At 40.6% G+C, this 17,045-nt stretch carries 15 protein-coding genes; all 15 read right to left on the bottom strand.

The genetic code is table 11. The features are described from left to right. Positions 1-7: 7 nt before the first annotated feature. The 15 genes from PGZ10_RS06390 to PGZ10_RS06320 all read right to left on the bottom strand — a co-directional run bounded on the left by PGZ10_RS06390 (position 8) and on the right by PGZ10_RS06320 (position 17,005). Positions 8-2,389 (bottom strand): DNRLRE domain-containing protein, encoded by a 2,382-nt coding sequence (locus PGZ10_RS06390; RefSeq protein ID WP_270540963.1) that lies wholly within the window; start codon positions 2,387-2,389, stop codon positions 8-10. Positions 2,390-2,580: 191 nt separating this feature from the next. After that, positions 2,581-3,855 (bottom strand): sensor histidine kinase, encoded by a 1,275-nt coding sequence (locus tag PGZ10_RS06385; RefSeq protein WP_055215245.1) that lies wholly within the window; start codon positions 3,853-3,855, stop codon positions 2,581-2,583. Then, positions 3,852-4,565, bottom strand: coding sequence for a LytR/AlgR family response regulator transcription factor (locus tag PGZ10_RS06380; protein ID WP_015513340.1), 714 nt, complete (start codon positions 4,563-4,565; stop codon positions 3,852-3,854). The genes PGZ10_RS06385 and PGZ10_RS06380 overlap by 4 nt, the downstream gene beginning before the upstream one ends. A gap of 403 nt (positions 4,566-4,968) precedes the next feature. Then, positions 4,969-5,529: a hypothetical protein gene (locus tag PGZ10_RS06375; RefSeq protein ID WP_006426967.1), complete on the bottom strand. Its 561-nt coding sequence runs from the start codon at positions 5,527-5,529 to the stop codon at positions 4,969-4,971. An 80-nt stretch (positions 5,530-5,609) separates the two neighbouring features. Further along, positions 5,610-7,871: a glycoside hydrolase domain-containing protein gene (locus PGZ10_RS06370; RefSeq protein WP_007884642.1), complete on the bottom strand. Its 2,262-nt coding sequence runs from the start codon at positions 7,869-7,871 to the stop codon at positions 5,610-5,612. A gap of 170 nt (positions 7,872-8,041) precedes the next feature. Further along, on the bottom strand, positions 8,042-9,733 hold the full coding sequence (locus tag PGZ10_RS06365; protein WP_006426969.1) for a lysozyme family protein: 1,692 nt from the start codon (positions 9,731-9,733) through the stop codon (positions 8,042-8,044). Positions 9,734-9,762: 29 nt separating this feature from the next. Continuing rightward, positions 9,763-10,113, bottom strand: coding sequence for a hypothetical protein (locus PGZ10_RS06360; protein WP_006426970.1), 351 nt, complete (start codon positions 10,111-10,113; stop codon positions 9,763-9,765). Beyond that, positions 10,113-12,443, bottom strand: a complete 2,331-nt coding sequence (locus PGZ10_RS06355) for a VirB4-like conjugal transfer ATPase, CD1110 family (RefSeq protein ID WP_199596345.1) — start codon at positions 12,441-12,443, stop codon at positions 10,113-10,115. The genes PGZ10_RS06360 and PGZ10_RS06355 overlap by 1 nt, the downstream gene beginning before the upstream one ends. Beyond that, complete coding sequence (locus PGZ10_RS06350; protein WP_007884640.1) at positions 12,436-12,876, bottom strand: PrgI family protein; 441 nt, start codon at positions 12,874-12,876, stop codon at positions 12,436-12,438. The genes PGZ10_RS06355 and PGZ10_RS06350 overlap by 8 nt, the downstream gene beginning before the upstream one ends. A 3-nt stretch (positions 12,877-12,879) precedes the next feature. Further along, positions 12,880-13,311, bottom strand: a complete 432-nt coding sequence (locus tag PGZ10_RS06345; protein ID WP_007884639.1) for a DUF4313 domain-containing protein — start codon at positions 13,309-13,311, stop codon at positions 12,880-12,882. 4 nt (positions 13,312-13,315) lie between these two features. Next, positions 13,316-14,158 (bottom strand): hypothetical protein, encoded by an 843-nt coding sequence (locus tag PGZ10_RS06340; protein ID WP_172590441.1) that lies wholly within the window; start codon positions 14,156-14,158, stop codon positions 13,316-13,318. An 87-nt stretch (positions 14,159-14,245) separates the two neighbouring features. Further along, positions 14,246-14,563 (bottom strand): glutamyl-tRNA amidotransferase, encoded by a 318-nt coding sequence (locus PGZ10_RS06335; RefSeq protein WP_044927371.1) that lies wholly within the window; start codon positions 14,561-14,563, stop codon positions 14,246-14,248. An 87-nt stretch (positions 14,564-14,650) separates the two neighbouring features. After that, positions 14,651-16,375, bottom strand: coding sequence for a VirD4-like conjugal transfer protein, CD1115 family (locus tag PGZ10_RS06330; RefSeq protein ID WP_154301185.1), 1,725 nt, complete (start codon positions 16,373-16,375; stop codon positions 14,651-14,653). A gap of 23 nt (positions 16,376-16,398) precedes the next feature. Then, positions 16,399-16,653, bottom strand: coding sequence for a DUF4314 domain-containing protein (locus PGZ10_RS06325; RefSeq protein ID WP_080543130.1), 255 nt, complete (start codon positions 16,651-16,653; stop codon positions 16,399-16,401). Between the two features lie 40 nt (positions 16,654-16,693). Continuing rightward, on the bottom strand, positions 16,694-17,005 hold the full coding sequence (locus PGZ10_RS06320; RefSeq protein ID WP_044927369.1) for a hypothetical protein: 312 nt from the start codon (positions 17,003-17,005) through the stop codon (positions 16,694-16,696). Positions 17,006-17,045 lie beyond the last annotated feature (40 nt).

Here is a 17,045-nt window from a genome sequence, read left to right as displayed (position 1 = left end):
AGAATTCTCAATTCAGTTCATTCATCGTCGCATCGGACTGATCCATGTAGAAGTTACCAGTATTTAAGTTGACTGGTTCAAATCCAAATTCACAGTGCAGGCCTCTTCCCATCAATGCTCCGTCAATCCGCATCTTATCCTGATCGGTAAGCGGTGCAGGACTATATGGAACATTTGTCTGTGGGTTACGGATAAAGATCGTGTTATTTGCGACTACCAGTGCGTCCATAACCTGATTGTCTTTCATAATGTTCTTAAGCGGAACACCATAATATTTTGCAATCTTCGGGAATGTATCAAACTGCTTCACTTCATAGATCACAAAGCTGTCACTGGTCACTTCTTTTCCTGTTTCCAGCTTTCCATCAATCTCTTTCGATGCTTTTGCTTTGATCTTATAAAGCTTGTCCTTCGTCAGCCCTGAATACAGTGCACTCTGCCAGTTGGAATCTTTGCTGTAATACTTATTCGCCTCCGGGAACTGCTTATTGTATTCAGTACTGTCTGGATAGGAATACAATGGTTTTGCATCTGTTTCGTGATGTTCTTCATTTTCCTCATCTGGAAGCAGATAATATTCTACTGTAGATTTGCTCTTTGCAATTCCGTCTGCAAATACGGCATCAAACTTCAGCTTTCCATTTGTATTCTTTTCTGTCATCGGGCGAAGCAGGATCGTTGTTTCATCCAGTGACATATCTCGCAGATATGGATCTTCAGCCGGTGACCACTGGATGCTGAGTTTCGGTCCATAAACGGATGCCCTGTTATTCAGTACCTCACACTGCATAGAAGCTCCAAGGTTATTTGCCTCGGCAATGGCTACCAGTGCAAATCCGTTATTCGCATGAGTTCCCTGCACCCAGTCATTGACCAGATCTTTGACGTCATAATTGATATAGCTGTTCCTGCTGGTACTTGCATTCTGTACATCCTGAAACGTAAGATTTACTGGTTTTGTTTTCCATGTGATGGAGGTGTTCCACGACTGATCTACACGATAAAGTCCAAACTGGGATGCACCACCACTGTATGCAGTTTTCTGACTGACTGCAAATGTTGCACTGTCAATTTTGGAATCTTTCGGAATCTGACTAAAATTTGAATTTACTTTGATATAAGTCCGGCAGTTCTGGTGTGCAGTACCAAATCCTGCAAGGTTCCCAGACTTAATACCATCATCAAATCCGACATACGGATAATTGTTGTCACCAATCTGACTGGTAGGACTTCCCTCTTCCACACCGATCATGTTAAAGGAACTCTTCTGAATCTCTACTGGTGTCGGATCGATCCTGACCGGATACTGACGTTCTTCTGCCGAAAGCCAATCCCTATCTGGTTTTACGGTCAGGATTGTTTTTCCATCTTCTTCCCGAAGTTCCAATGTGATCAGGAAACTGATTTCCCCGGCAGCATCTTCCATTGATGGCGTCTCCAGAAGATACTTCGCATCTTTGATTGTCTTCCCTTCCGGATAGATATAGACCTGATTGTCTTTTACTTCTGCCTGATACCCCGGAATCTGCAGCTCGTATTCATAGACTTCCCTGTCTGTTGGCTGCTGAAGTACGATATCTTCCTTAATGCTGGAATCCAGTACTGTATACTGAACATCTGCGCCCTCGTAAACTTCATTATAAAGGATCGCATTGTCTTTAATAACGGAATGTGTATAATCTCCATCTACCGGAATGATCCCGATTCTGGTCTTTCCATTTTCAATCGTTACACCATTCTCTTCTGACATCTGTTCCGGAAGAAGGATAGCATAATCGTTTGCCTTGTTCTGATAAACTTCTGTTTTCTCTTCCTTTTCTTCAGTTGCCACTACACTGCTGGCTTCCTGTGCTTCTTCGGATGCCGGAGTATCTGCTTCTTCTGGTTTTACAAGTGTATTATCAACCAGCTCGGTATCTCCATCCTCATTCTTATAAGTTCCGACATAACCTCCATAAACGGTTGTATACTGCTTGTCCCCTGTCTTATAAGTCTTGGAAATGGCATCATAATCAATCAGTTCACCTTCCGGTTCTTCTGGAATCGGATAGTAATCCTGTGGTTCTTTCAACTCCACTTCTTTTTCCTGCGGATTTTCTTCTGTTTCTTCCGCTGGAGTTGTCTGTTCTTCCTGCGTCTCTGTATCTTCTGATGGCGTCGTTTCATTTTGTACGTCCGCATCAGACTGCTGACTCTTATCTTGTTCTCCAGATGTGGAATCTGTAATCCCTGCTTCCTCTTCCGTCAAAGCCTCTGGTCTGGAGAAATCTGCATTCTTCTGTACATCCTCAATGGCCTCTTTTGCCTGTACAAAAATAGGCTCTGTTCCCTGTAGTGCCATCAGGAGTGCAAGTACTAAGGCTATAGCCGACTTTCGAAATCTCTTCATAGTCTCTTTCTCCCTCTTGTAATCTTTTTCTATAATTCCTTTACAAAATAACCGCTACCCTCCTTTTTTCTGACTTTGGCACTACTATAATCTAAAAAATCACAAAATTTTCATAAATGGTAAAAATGCCCCTTGAGGTGGCAAAAATAGACGAAATCGGTCGAAAAAAATAGTAAGACACCATCGCCTTACTATTTTTCATCTAATTTCATATATAATAATATTTTCACTTGAAAGGATTTCTCCGTATGGCAGATCTCCATCTGACCATGATATTTTTCTACTACGAGTTTCACATTTTGTAATCCTATTCCATGTCCTTCTTTCCTGCTTTTCGTTGTCAGATAAATTCCATTCCGCACTTTTGGTGTATCTTTTATGCTATTCTCAATCTGGATATTCATGATTCCTTTTCCATAATACATCTGAAACGATAATCTCCTTTCATCTGAAGCTGCTGTCCCACGAATAGCATTATCCATAAGATTTCCCACTATTATACTTATATCAAATAATTCTTCCCCTATATGATTCGGTATTTCTACAGAAATCTCCGGATTTTCAATTACTGATTTCGAATCTTCCAAAATATAATTCAGCAGATTATTCATATTACGGTTTTCTGTATATAAATGATGACATAAGGCTGTTCCGGCTATATTCTCCATTTGTTTCAGATACGATAGAATCTCTTCATTTCCTCCCGTTTTTGCCATTGCCCCTATTGTTGTAAGATGGTGCTTGTAATCATGATGTATCTTATTCAGCCTGTCCTGTGATTTCATCATCATCTCCAGTTCTTTTGCATACTGGCTCATCTGAATTTTCATCTCTTCCTGTTTTGCTGTTTCAATATAACTTTTCTGAACCTCATCGTGCAGATAGAAAATAAACACATTGATAAACAGTAAGAATAATACAATCGTAGACCGCACACCTCTTCTGTCTGGCAGCAATATCCTGATACAGACTATAATGCTGATCACCGGGACAGAAAGCATAGCAAGCCAATGACGGTTCTTTATATAATAACTTCTCTTTACACCTACTTTTCTTTCAATAATGACTTCCAGTAAAAAGAATATAAAATTTCCCATTACAATAGTTCCCGGTCCCATGTGATGATGCACCGGATTTCTTGCTACCGCATACCGTTGAAAGAACACGATTGGAATCCCATCACATAAAATTCCCATAATATATACCATAAGTGTATTCCAGACATGATGTTGCCAGTCTGCCTGATATGCCACTGTTATAATTAACAGAGCTATCAGCTCAAAGATCAGATCTCCGTACATCGTTCCCCACTGCATGCTTCCCCAGCATGAAAGCAGATATGCACAAAAATATGCAAATAGCTTTTGTGTATCCTCATTTTTTGGATACAGTATGGTATTGTAACGGAACACAGTATAAATCCAGAATAATTTACTTGTCAGATAAGTGATCAAATGGATATTCATAATCTTTTCTTCTCCGTTTGTAATAGTCTTTCCCTGACCTTCTTGCGATTTGCTTTACTGATACTGAGACGTGTCTTGTCTTTCATAACCACGTTGTCATATTCGTAATGCTCCACGTGTTCCATATTGATGAGATAGGACTTGTGAATCAGTAAGAAATATTCTTCTGTTACATCCGCTACATCCTTTAATTTTCCTCGATATTCATATTCTTTTTCCGATGTCACGATATGTACTCTTTTTCCCAGACTATAAAAATACAGGATCTTGTCATAAGAAATCTTGTGGATTCCTTTTGTATCCGTATATTCAAATATTTTCTTCCGTTCTTTTAACAGTTCCCGTAATTCACCTATCACCCGGAAAAGTTCTTCCTCTCGGATTGGCTTTACAAGAAAATCAAATGGATGAATACGGAATAATTTCATAGCATATTCCTGATATGTTGAAATATAGGTAATCCGCAGTTCTTTTCCATAATTTTTCTTTCGTATCTCCGTTCCGATATCAATTCCATTCTCATGTTCCAGACAAATATCAAGGAATAACATATCGTAGGATTCTTCTTCCAGCCTGTTAAGAAGCTGCTCCGCAGAATAGTATATTTCTATAGATATCTGACAGTCATTCGCTTTCCCATAATGGAGCAGCTTCTGTTCTAACCAATTACATAGGATGATGTCATCATCACAGATTGCAAGTTCTAGCATATTTTCTTACCCTCAGTCTTTCGTAACACGACAAATGGGGAAAAGAATCCCCTTCAATTCTTTTCCCGAATGGACATCACTAATTTTGTGTCATTTTTCCGATGCAACAGCACCACTTCCTTTGCTGTCTTATTTTGTCCTCTATATAATAAACACTTGAACAAGAAAAAACTGTCGCCATTTTATAATTTATTTATATTTTTTATGTTTTATTTATATTTTATCCAAATATTACAGCGATAACTAATAATGTCACCCCCTGCATTATTCTTTTTATTTTTAGCGTCATTTGATAAAACATCAACGTTTTTGATGGCAAAAAGGGAACCTGCAAAACCAGATTCCCTTTAAAATACATGCTCTTCTCTAAAAGGATGATAAATCCACCATCCTCTGCTTATTTTTAAAAACTTTTTCCTTTTTTACAATACTTATAAATATTAAATGGTTTTTCTTTTTTTTCAAATAAAATCCCTGTTGTTTTAATAATTTTTATAAGTTCATCCGACTCCATATCTGTCGTTTTAAATATAAATATTTTCTTTTCATTTGTTATGAAAAAAAAGAAGTTTTTATATAAGAACATTCTATCAATATTTTTAAATTCATAAATTTGATCTTCATCTATTTTAATTGCGTTTTCATCGATATCCACCGTTTCATATCCTGATCTACCCCAGACAAATTCATGAACATTTTTTTCAAAATTTTTACCAATCATTTGATACCAAATAATCCAAGCCACACAAGCCACACAAGTTCCAATCCCTATTCCAAACATCAAATAACTTTCCGACAGATAACAATTAATCGACAGTAAAAATTCTACAGGTGTAAAAATATAGATAATCATTCTACTTTTCTGTCTTGTTTTAAATAATTGATTAGGAATTATAAACCCAAGCGAAAGCATTCTTTCTAATTCTTCCCTATCCTCATCTGACACAATTGATTTAATATGCATTCTTCTTAATCCCCCTTTTGCCAGAGGTCCTCTTTATAAAATCGAACCTCTGGCCATTGTCTCTTTTATTCTTTTACAATTTACAGCGCTTGAATCAACAAACCAAAAACAGTACCTGCTCCAGCTGAAAATAAAGCAATAATTGACGGAATTGCATTTACAACTAATGCACCCGCAAGAACTAATATTACGGCTCCTGCCAGTATATTACTATGCTCTTTTGTGAATTCTACAACATTAAATTCAAGACCACTATTAGAATTTAATGTCATTGTAAAAATCAAAGCAACCGATATTGTCCACTCTTTTTCCTCTTCTGGCAGCAAATCTGATGTACTAAATACAATGGAAAACTCTACACTATTGGCAAAAACATTATTTATTTCAAAAGCAATATTACCAGATTTAACCGATAAAGCAATTTTTTCTATCGTATTTCCAAAGTTATCTGCTCCCTCTATACCTGTATCTGATAAATTTGATGAAATCTCCATAATTTGATTTTTGCAAGTTTGTGTCAATTCTCCATCATTTCCTATATCCACTTTTATATTATAAATTTTACCAGTTGAACTTTCAAGCGATGTGGATATTTTAGTAGAAATATCAATTGCTCCTTGAGGACTCATCATTGTTCCCAGTGAAATTTCCTTATCATACTCCACACCCACATCCATAATTTTATTCAGATAACCAAGCGGCTCCATTACATTATAGACATATTGATTTCGTGCTATTTTTACCTTTGCCCGAAGATTTTCTTGCGCTATTTCCTCATCTGTTTTTGTCGATACGGCATCGAACTTTTTAAATCCAGTATCTCTCCCTGAATATGCATCTTTATCCAGTGGGAACGAAGGTGATGAAGAAAATGAGTTCAACTCACAAAATTGATCAAATGCCCAGTTCTTCGGCATCGAATATCCCAAATTACAGCTAAATCCAGTTGACATATCTGCCACAAATGATTTACTTGCCAATCCTGCTTCATAAACTTTAGTACATACATATCTTGGTGCATAAATGCCGACTTTATAATTTTTATCATTTGTCGAACTGAAAAAGATCATGTGAATCTGTTCAAAATAAGGTATAATAAATGTATCAATCTGATATGAATAACAATCAAAATCCACTGCAAAGTATATAGTCGTTCCACTTGGTATACCGATTCTCTCGGCTGCTAAAATTGCTGTCTGTGCATCAACACTTCCCTGGGACGGATCCTTAAAATAGTTTAATTCATATCCTCCATCCTGATATATCGGGAATACCGATAATCCTGCATTTTCAATGTTTTTCACTTCTGTTGATGTCAAATATTTCGGTGTATGTTCTTTTCCAACAGAACCTGTCAGATAACGTCCTACATGAGTATACCCTGCATTTTTTATATCTAATGCCTGTTGTTTATTTAATACTGTTGCACAGTCACACGCTTTTGCTGCCCTGTTTGTATCGCCTTTACTCGTAAGCAATGATTTCATAGTAGAAACATTTACTTTTCCTTTTGTTACAAGTCCAATTCCTGTCAGACCATAAAACTCCTGAAATTCTGACACCTTTGACTCTGTAGTCGAATCAAACACGCCATCGAATCTTCCCGGATTATATCCGTTAAAATATAGTCCGTATTGAGCAATCTTATTAAATGGAACATATTTCGTCGAGTTCTGTCCGTTCTGTAATGTACCCGGAAACGCATTTGTTGTTGCATCGCCAAAATTAACTGAATTCAAATCTGTAATTAATTCAGTTGTAACTCCTTCAGCCGCCTGCAATGCACCAACTAAAGACAAAATTGTCTGTCTTGAGGCAATTCCATCACAAGGTCCAACACCAATAACATCTGACCAGTCACTATTTAATTGCTGTTGAATAAGAACAATATTGGAATCCCCACCAGAAACCTTTGTAAACCAGTTTAGGGATAACAATCCAGACCAAACTTTCCAATCAATTTTGCCCGTAACTTCCAGTCCTGCATTTTCCTGCATCTTTTTAACTGCATTTACTCCTGATGTATAATAAATTCCAGTAATTCCTCCAGCAGCATATCCTTTGCAAAACAGAGCACACTGAATCAAGCATACATTAACCTGCGGAGTATCATTCGGATCCATTTTTGTAATAATGGCTAACTTCTTCATGGTATTAATAGTAAGTGGTCCAACCGTTCCTGTAATCGTTGAGATTCCATTCTGAATCTGAAATGCACGAATGATTCCCTGCATCACGGCTGTTCCGGTCTTTCCATCTTCATCCAGTTTTACCCAATCCTTATGTCCACCAAACATCGCATTTAAATATTTTTGTGCTGCTTTTACATTCTGATCACTCATATTCACTACCTCCTAATTCAAGTCAATTATAAAGATTTCTAACTCTTTATATGTCTATCACTAAAAGTTACAATAACAATTTATCAATCAACTGTGACTATTTTGTGACTATTTTCCAAAGGATTCATTAACTCCCTTATAAAATCCTTAACAAATTATGAAAGAAACCATCAATTTATCACCCCATATCCCATTATAGAACTGTAATCTACTGCATAATTTCTCTGCCGTACCTGATCACTGGAATTTCCCTCAATCGTGTAAACTCTTCCACCTTCACACTTTTCTACTATTCCTACATGATCCGATGTTCCATCATGATCCCAGTCAAAAAAGATGATCATTCCAGCTGTCGGAGTTGTTCCGCCACTCTGCCACTTATTCTTTCCCTGAAACCAGGACACTCCATCACTGCACAATGAGAATTTAGGAACATTCCCACTTGCAATCAGACCGCTCTGATCCGCACACCAGCTTACAAAACAGGCACACCATTCTACCCGACTGTCAAATCCGTACCAGCTCCAGAACTTCTGACCGCCACTGTTTCCAAGCTGCCCCATTGCAACCGACACAATCTGCTGATTACCAAACAAACCAGCAAACAGGCTGCCACCGGAATAATACCGCATCACATGGGGAACGTATTGGGGATCTCCGTAACTGCTCCATCCATGCGAAGCTGCCTGTTCCTGTGAAAACTGCAATGCATTGGCTTCTGTATAACCGCCTCTTTGCAATGCCCATCCTATGTAGCCATTTCCATAGTTATATCCCTGCCATGCAAGTTTCAGCTTGTCCAGATCCTGTGGACTGCTGCATCCTGCCTGTCTGATACAGTCTGCAAAGGTCTGTACTCCAACCTCTATCGAATAATCCGGATCAGTAATAGAACCAGGAGTGTGTGGGAATCTTGTATTATATGGACTTTCCGAACACTGCATCGGGTCTGTTCCCCTGCCTCCAGATTCCTGCATCATGATGGCCTGTATCGCAGACACATATTCCGGAATGCCGTATTGGGATGCATACTGCTGTATCACAGAAGTATACGCAAGCACTTCTTCACTTAGGGATTCGGAGCTTTCCGAATTACTGCTGAAAGCTGCTCCTGCAATGATTCCCACAATCAGAATAAATACCAGAAGAAATGCACTACCTCCGGCAGCAATCCATTTTCCCATTTTTTCAAGAGCTACTACCCCTTTTTGAATCGCTGCTGTAATTCCCTGTACGGATAACTTTGAACCCTTTCCAGTTACCTGAAGGACTGCTTTTCCACTTTCTGCCGATGCCTGTGCTGACTTTCTTGCCATCTGGGCTGCTCTTGCTTTCTGCATCGCCTGAAGACTTTTTTCCATCTGCTGTTTCTGCATGGATGCCTGTGTCTTTATTTTTTCTTGAGACAGACCGGATACTTTTACCACTCTCGGTGCTGCTTTCACCTGCCGTTTACCATTCTCCTTGGCAAGTGCTGCCTGCTCCGGTTTCAACTTGATTAATTTCTTTCCGCTTTCTGCCCCCTGCTCCATTGCTTCTTCGGCAGCTTTCGCTTCTTCCTGTCTGCTTTTTCTTTCCTTTATCTTCCTGTAGGTCACTCCAGCAAGTTTTTTTCCACCTTGATATGTGGTTTTCCCTATACTTTTTCCTGCCACACTCGCCGCTCTGTACTGTACGGATTCTATTTTTTCAGTTCCATACTGTGTTGGGGATTCTGACTGCCCACTGCTTTTTTCATGTAGTTCCCTTGGCTTTTCTTTTGCTTCCAGAACCGCTGAGCGAACCAGTTCTTTCGGAAGTCGGGCAGCCGGATTTCGAATCTTCGGATTCTTATCCCTTACCCGTTCCTTGATATCTTTCATCCGGTCACCCTCTTTCCGTATCTCTTATCTCATCGGGCAACATCCCGATGTTTCTTTTTTTCCTGCTGTTTCTGCAACTGCTCCACCTGTCTGATTGCCTCATTTACCAGTGGATGTTCGTTGTAATATGGCACAAGTTCCAAGTCTCCCCTGTCTTTTGATGACAACGGTAATGGATATTCCATGTCTGAATAAATTGATTCTGGATCATGAATAGAAAACTCAATAGCCGGACACATATTGGCAGATGTTCTACAATATTTCTGGTACTTTTTATATGCCTCTTCCAGCGTTCTGCATTTTGTATATTCTCCTAAATCATGGAACTCACCGCACTCTGCAGCATAAAAAGTTATCGTTACTTCTTCTTTTTTCTTCATTATGATTCTCCCGGTTTTGTTGTCATTAGTTTATAAAGGTCTGTATTCTTTGGGAACGTATTCTCAAATGGTACGATATTCCCAGAGCAACGGATTAGGCCACTGCCAACCGATACATTTGTAATATAGGACAGTTGGTTTTCGGAAATATTCAAAAGAGCTGCCAATTCTTCCCTGTCTGTACTTGCCTGATTCAAAAGAATCAAAAACTCACTGTTTGCCAACATCAGTCTTGCAGTGTCCGATTTCAGAAGTTCCTCAACATTTTGGGTTAAACCTGTCACGAATCCATTGTATTTTCTGATTCTCTTGTACAGTCGGTAGAAGAAATTTGCACTGTATTCATAGCGGAATAACAGATAGAACTCATCGGCAAATATCCATGTCGTTTTTCCTTCTTTCCAGTTCTGAATTACCCTGTTGAAAATACTGTCTAAGGTAACCAGCATTCCCAGTGGCATAAGCTGTTCCCCCAGTTCCCGGATATCATAATCCATGATCCTGTTCTTCTTATTCACATTGGTCGGCTGTGCAAAGGTGTTCAGGCTTCCATTGATAAAAAGTTCGGATGACAGTGCAAGTCCCCTTGCCTCTTCTTCCGGCTGTAACATCAACTGTCGGTACATATCTTTCAATGTCGGAACTTCTCCGGTATAACCACTTCGGATATAATCCCGGTACACATCTGCAGCACAGCGGTCCAGGATTGACTTTTCTTTTGCTGACAGGTTTCCTGCTCCAACCAACTGTTCAAATACAGACAGAATAAACTCCGATTTTTCAATCAGTGGATTCTTTTCATTGCCGTAGGCTGCGTCCATATCCATTGCATTCAGGTGATTGTCTGATGTCGCAGATACTTTTACAACCTGTCCACCCAGAGCCTCTACTAATTTTGTGAATTCGGACTCCGGATCAAGAATCAGGATATCGTCATCGGTACTCAATGCCAGATGCACAATCTCTTCTTTTGCCGAAAAGCTCTTTCCTGATCCACTGACGCCCAACCGGAAACTGTTTCCATTCATCAGTTTCTTCCGGTCGGCTACCAGAAGGTTCTTGCTGACTGCATTCTGCCCATAATAGATACCGCCCGGCTGCAGGATTTCCTGTGTATGGAACGGGATTAAAACAGCCGTTGATTCCGTTGTCAATGTACGCAGGGCATTGATCTTTCGCAGTCCGTAAGGAAGCACTGTATTGAGTCCGTCCACTTGCTGCCACTTTAATGTTGCCATCTGGCACAGATGCTTTCTTGCTATCGACAATAATAATTCCGTATCGGAATCCAACTGTTTTTTACTGTCTGCCAGATGTACCATTGTCAAAATTCCGAACATCATACGCTGGTCTCTGGTTGTCAGATCATCGAGCATTTCCTTGGTTTCTTTTCTCTGAAGTTCCATATCGTATGGTACGATTGCCGAGAAGTTATTATTAGCGTTCTGCCTTCTCTGCCAGTTGGTCACGTTGGTTTCCACACCAAGCAGTCGGTTCTGGATTTCCCTTACCGCTTCATCCGTAGGGACTGGCAGGATATCAATCGACAATATCAGATTCCGGCTGAAGTCACACAGTTCTGAAATCATGTCATCTTTAACATAACTTGCATAATCCTGCATATACAGGACTCTTCCGTACCTGTCACCGATTTTAAAATGGTCACGTTCAAATTCCATAGAATCCGGACACATCCAGTCCTTGAAACTTGTTCCCTTCTTGGCAAATTGTTTCAGATCAAACGGAAATGCCTGTGGGACATCTCCCTTGAAGAAGTCCCTGAAAATCTGGAGCCGGCTCTCTGCGTCCAGTCCTTCTGCTGTGGACGATAACTTTGCCAGATGTGTTACGATGTCTGTTCCGATACGTGCAAAATAGGTTCTTGCATCGTCAATCGATCTTTTATGTACACTGACAGTCAGATACCGTTCCTGATAGATGCTGTTGTTTGTTCCTGTAATCTTAGACAGGAGCATTTCGTTGTATTCTTCCCGATAGTGGTCCAGTCCATCTTCCTTCATTGGAAGCAGGATTGATTTTTCAAATTCTTCTTTATTGATTCTCCGGTTATTGATGGTAATTTTGGCAGAAATGCCGGAATCCAGTGAATTTAAGAGTTCGGAATAATCCAGAAACATTTCTGTCTTATTGTCCTTACTCGCAATATAATAGTTGATATCTGTAAAACGATATGTTTTTGAGAATTTCGTTCCCTGTTGAAAAATTCCATCCGGCCAGATTCGCTGGATGGGAATTGCCTGTTGGACTGATTTCGGAACTTTGAAGCGTTCCTTATCCATCCGAAGTGCCTGACTTAAGGTTTTAATCAAAGGCATCACTCCTTCCCTTGCGTTTCTTTCTCTGTTTTGCTTCTGCTCTTTGCTCCCGCTCTTTTATGATTTCCGCTCCATCCTTTTGATTCTTTTCTCCCAGCGAGATGGTCTCCTGCATGCAGGAGTAGTGGATATCTTCCGACTGAAACACCAGTTTCTTCGGATACAGCAATTCGGATTTGATCACTGCCCATAAAAACTGTTCGGCTGTCATACCATGATATTTGAAAAAGCCACAGGCAGCAAATGGAGTAGCACCAAGCACACACAGCCATCCGGTTATTTCCTGTCCGGTAATTTCACGCATTCCAAAGTAAATTCCGATTGCTGTAAGAATCGCAAGAACAGAACACACACATTGTCTCAGGTCCAGTCCCATAAACATGGATTCCTGATAGTCCCGGATTTCTTTATTCATCTTGACTTCCATAACTTATCGCTCCTTTCCTCTGCTTTGTTTCTTCGTTTTCTGTGGTTTTTCTTTCGGTACTTCTATCCCGGCAAATCTACAGTGTTCTGCAACGCCTTCCGGATCAAATTCCGCAAGTCTTGCTAGATCAAACGCTACCTTCTGATAGGTTGCATATCCTGATCTTCCTGTTTCATTCAACACTTTTCCTAGTTTATGTTCCTTGATAAAATGAAGCATATCCTTGGTAAAATCTCCTGTTATAAAAGCCTCATTTGGCTCTAAGAACTGATAGGGCAGATTAATGGTTACATCTCCAAAATCTTCCCATTCTCTCCCTTCCTTATGGCAGAGTCCTACATATAAATTTCCATTGTTCCGATAAGAGCTCACTCGTATTGCTACTGTCTCACGTCCAAATTCCCAGTTATATCTTAATGTTTTCTTTATATCCATATTTTTAACCTCCAAGTCCCATCATTTCTCTGACAATACGGTCAGATGCCTTAATTGCTCCAACCAGCACCAGTAAATTAAATACCAGTTCTCCGACATAGTTCCACACGATTGTAACTGCACTCAACTCCGTATCTCCGACAGCCGGAGGGCTTGCTGCATAAGCAGAAAAGATAATACATGCCAGTGCAATAATTGCCCCTTCCAGACATACGCCTACATAAGAACGGATAAAGTTCTTTCCAATGGACTGCGTGGGTTCTCCTGCAAATGAGGAAATCGGAATCGGGGCGATTGCCGTATACATATAGATTTTGAACATTCTGCCATACACTGTCAGGATCATTACAAATGACAATACAGTGATCAGCAGACTGCCAAGCAGTGTAACAATCCACAACGGAATGGATTCCAGCATTCCCACGCTCTCAATCTTATCTACAATCTCCGTTGGCAGTTCCGTCACGCTTCCTGCCATACTGGAGCCACTCATTACGGTTGTCACGATTCCCTGCACAATGGAAAACAGTGCCTGCATAAGTTCCATCCCGTATGTAATTGCTCCCTGAGCAAGTGCAAACCGGATAAATGCTTTTAGCACATGTTCCGGCTTTTTCAGATCTGTAAAACTGCCACACGTTTTAATGATTCCGGCTGCGAAAAATAATACCAGTAATCCATAAGCAATGGCTGTCAGTGCATCATTAATATTTACCATAATCCGCCAGATGCCGCCGCCCTTAAAAGTTGCCGGATTTTCGGTCAGCAGAGTCCACAGTTCTGCCATCTTTTCACTCCATGTGGATAGTGCTGAGTTTAGATTCTGTACAATCCAGTTATCACTCAAAAACTCTCACCTCCTTAAACATATTTTTGAATACAGGAGTACCTTCCGGCACTCCTGCTGTTTCCTGATATATTTTTTCAAAGAGGCTTACGCCATAATCAAATCGAGGATTTCTTTGGCGAACGTAATAATTACCCCTCCGGCCAGTGTCAGAAATCCATTTGCCCTCTGGCTTGGATCATGGCTTTTTAAAGACAGACCAACCTGCACAACACCAAATCCAAGCAAAATCAAACCGATCGCACGAATCAGAGAAAAAATAAAGGTAGACAGGTTATTGATAACGGACAACGGATCTCCGGCTGCGAATGCGGTCGTTGCTCCAACCGTTACGGTCAGTACCAGTGCCATATAAAGGCTCATCCACTTTTTCTGTTTTCTCCCCATCGGCATCGGGGTTATCATTTTTTCAGTTGTATTCTTTTTTGTTCTATTTTTTTCTCCTGTGAGAAGTTTCTTCAATACACATCACTCCAATCCATCAAAAAACTGCTATTCACCAAGGATGTCCTCGGTAGACAGCAGTTCGTAATCGTCTAATCTGTTAATGTCAATCTTTAGGTCGTCGTGAGCCAGTGGTGTTTTCGCATAATCATAAGGCGATGCACCACCGTCCTCTGTGTATCTGAAATTCACATGCTTTTTTAAATCATATTTATCGTCCATGATCGGACGCTCCCCACGAATAAACAAAATCGCTTTGCGGTTATCTAAAAGCCGTATTTCATCCGGTGTTAAAAGTTCCCTTCCTGTCTGCTGATAATTCACCGAATAGCTGCCGCTACGCCCTTTTGTCTGTCCGTAGGTATTGGTATCCAATGTCTCTTTTCCCAATAATTCCGAGACATACTTATGTCCTTCTTTTTCATTTCCACCCAGATATAAAAATTCATCGCAGTTGCCGATCAGACTCTCATACGAGTCTTTAAATAAGGCTTTCATCTGTGCAATGTTCTGGATGATGATACTGCAGGAAATCCCTCTGGAACGCATGGTTGCCAGAATCTTGTCAAAATCATCCGGCAAGGCTACGTTTGGCCATTCATCCATAATGCAGTGTACCGGAATCGGAAGCCTTCCTCCGTACTTCCGATCTGCCACATAATACAGTGTCTGAAACAGATTACTGTAAATCATGCCGACCAGATAATTCATGCTGGTGTCTGCATCCGGAATACAGCAAAACAGTGCTACTTTTTTCTCCCCAATACTGTATAAGTCCAGTTCGTCCGTACAGGTCAGGTTGGCGATTTGTTTCAGATTGAACGCTGCCAGACGGACACCAACCGATATCAAAATAGACTTTGCGGTCTTTCCGGCCGCCTGCTTATAAATGGCATACTGCTTGACCGCAATACTCTCTGGGTCCCGCATTTCCAGTCTTTCAAACAAAATGTCCAATGGTGACTGGTAATCCTCATCATCTTCTTTGACCTGTGCGCTTCCAAGCATTTCCATAATCATCGGGAAGTTCTGTTCTTCCGGTGGAGCTTCATGCAGTAAATACAGCATAAGTGCCTGTAAAAGTGCAGTCTCTGACTTTTCCCAGAACGGGTCCGAGCTTTGTGCACCTTTCGGTGTCGTGTTGCGGATCAGGTTGTTAATTAGTTTCAGCACATCCTTGTCATCCCGGACATACGCAAACGGATTATAACACCAGGAAGTCTCCGGATTGATCAAATCAAAAACCCGGACTTCATATCCATTCCGTTCCAGAACACCTCCTGTTTTGCGCAGAAGTTCCGCTTTCGGATCTGTGATCACCATCGAGCAGTTGCACTGCATGATGTTCGGAATCGCATAGGTCCGGCTCTTTCCTGCCCCGGAACCTCCGACTACCAGCACATTTAAATTTCGTTTATGCTTATATCCATCCAGTCCCATGCGGAAATGCTGTGTCAGAAGCAGATTATTCGTGTACTGCTTTTCGCAGTAACGTCTGCAGATTTCGGACACGTTGCCCCATTTTGCGGAACCATGTTCCACGCCTCTTCTATAATTTCTTTTTTGGGATTCATAAATACCAATGCCTAAGAAATAGGCTGCTGTGAATATCAGAATACATTTGAACGTATACGGTGTATACGTGATAAAAAACGGCTGTTCGAGTTTTTCGCTCAGCGTTTCTAAGATTTGAATAAAATTCTTATCCGGTGTAATGGCACAAGCGGTAATCGCTGCCGCCCACCAGACAAATGGCAGAAAGACAAGATACAGAACCCAGTCCTGCTTTTTTGTACTTATCTCTGCAAGTCAGATTCTCTTTTCTTGCGTGGCTTTTCTTCTGGATGTCCCTGTCCTTCTTTCTTATGAAAGGAATCCACTCCCGGTATCAGTGAGAGACTTCTGCCGTTGTCCCACTTAACACCAAGCTGGCCTGCATCATCCACATACTGCACAGTTCCTTCCAGTCCCTGCGGCATACCCGCTTCTCCATCCATCGAATTCAGACAGATTCTTGTTCCTGCCGGATACTGTTCTCTAAGTCTTGCCACTTTTTCTCTTGAATAAATGACCAATCAACCACTCCTTTCTCTACCAGAACATGTGTCTGCTAGTATTCGGTTTTGCAACCTGAATAATAACTTTATCTATTCCATCACTGTATCTTCCGGCTGCAAGATATTTACTTCTGAGTCTGTTCAGTGCCTTACGGATCTGCCTTTGTTCCCCGGCTGTAATCTGCAGTCGTTTCTGAGCGAGGTCGTATTCACTTACTTTTTTCAGAAGAGCTTTCGTTTCTTCCAAACATTCATCCTGCTCACTCTGCGCCTGTAGCTCATCATTCAGTGCCACCACGAACATATTTTTCATAATGTTATCCATCTTCAAATAGTATTTTGTCATCTGGCTGACCTCCTTTTTTGTTACACCAACCATATCACAA

The organism is Coprococcus sp. AF102-57 (assembly GCF_027686195.1).
In the GTDB taxonomy this organism is placed as follows: Bacteria; Bacillota; Clostridia; order Lachnospirales; family Lachnospiraceae; genus Allocoprococcus; species Allocoprococcus comes.
This window is presented reverse-complemented; position numbering and strand designations above follow the sequence as displayed.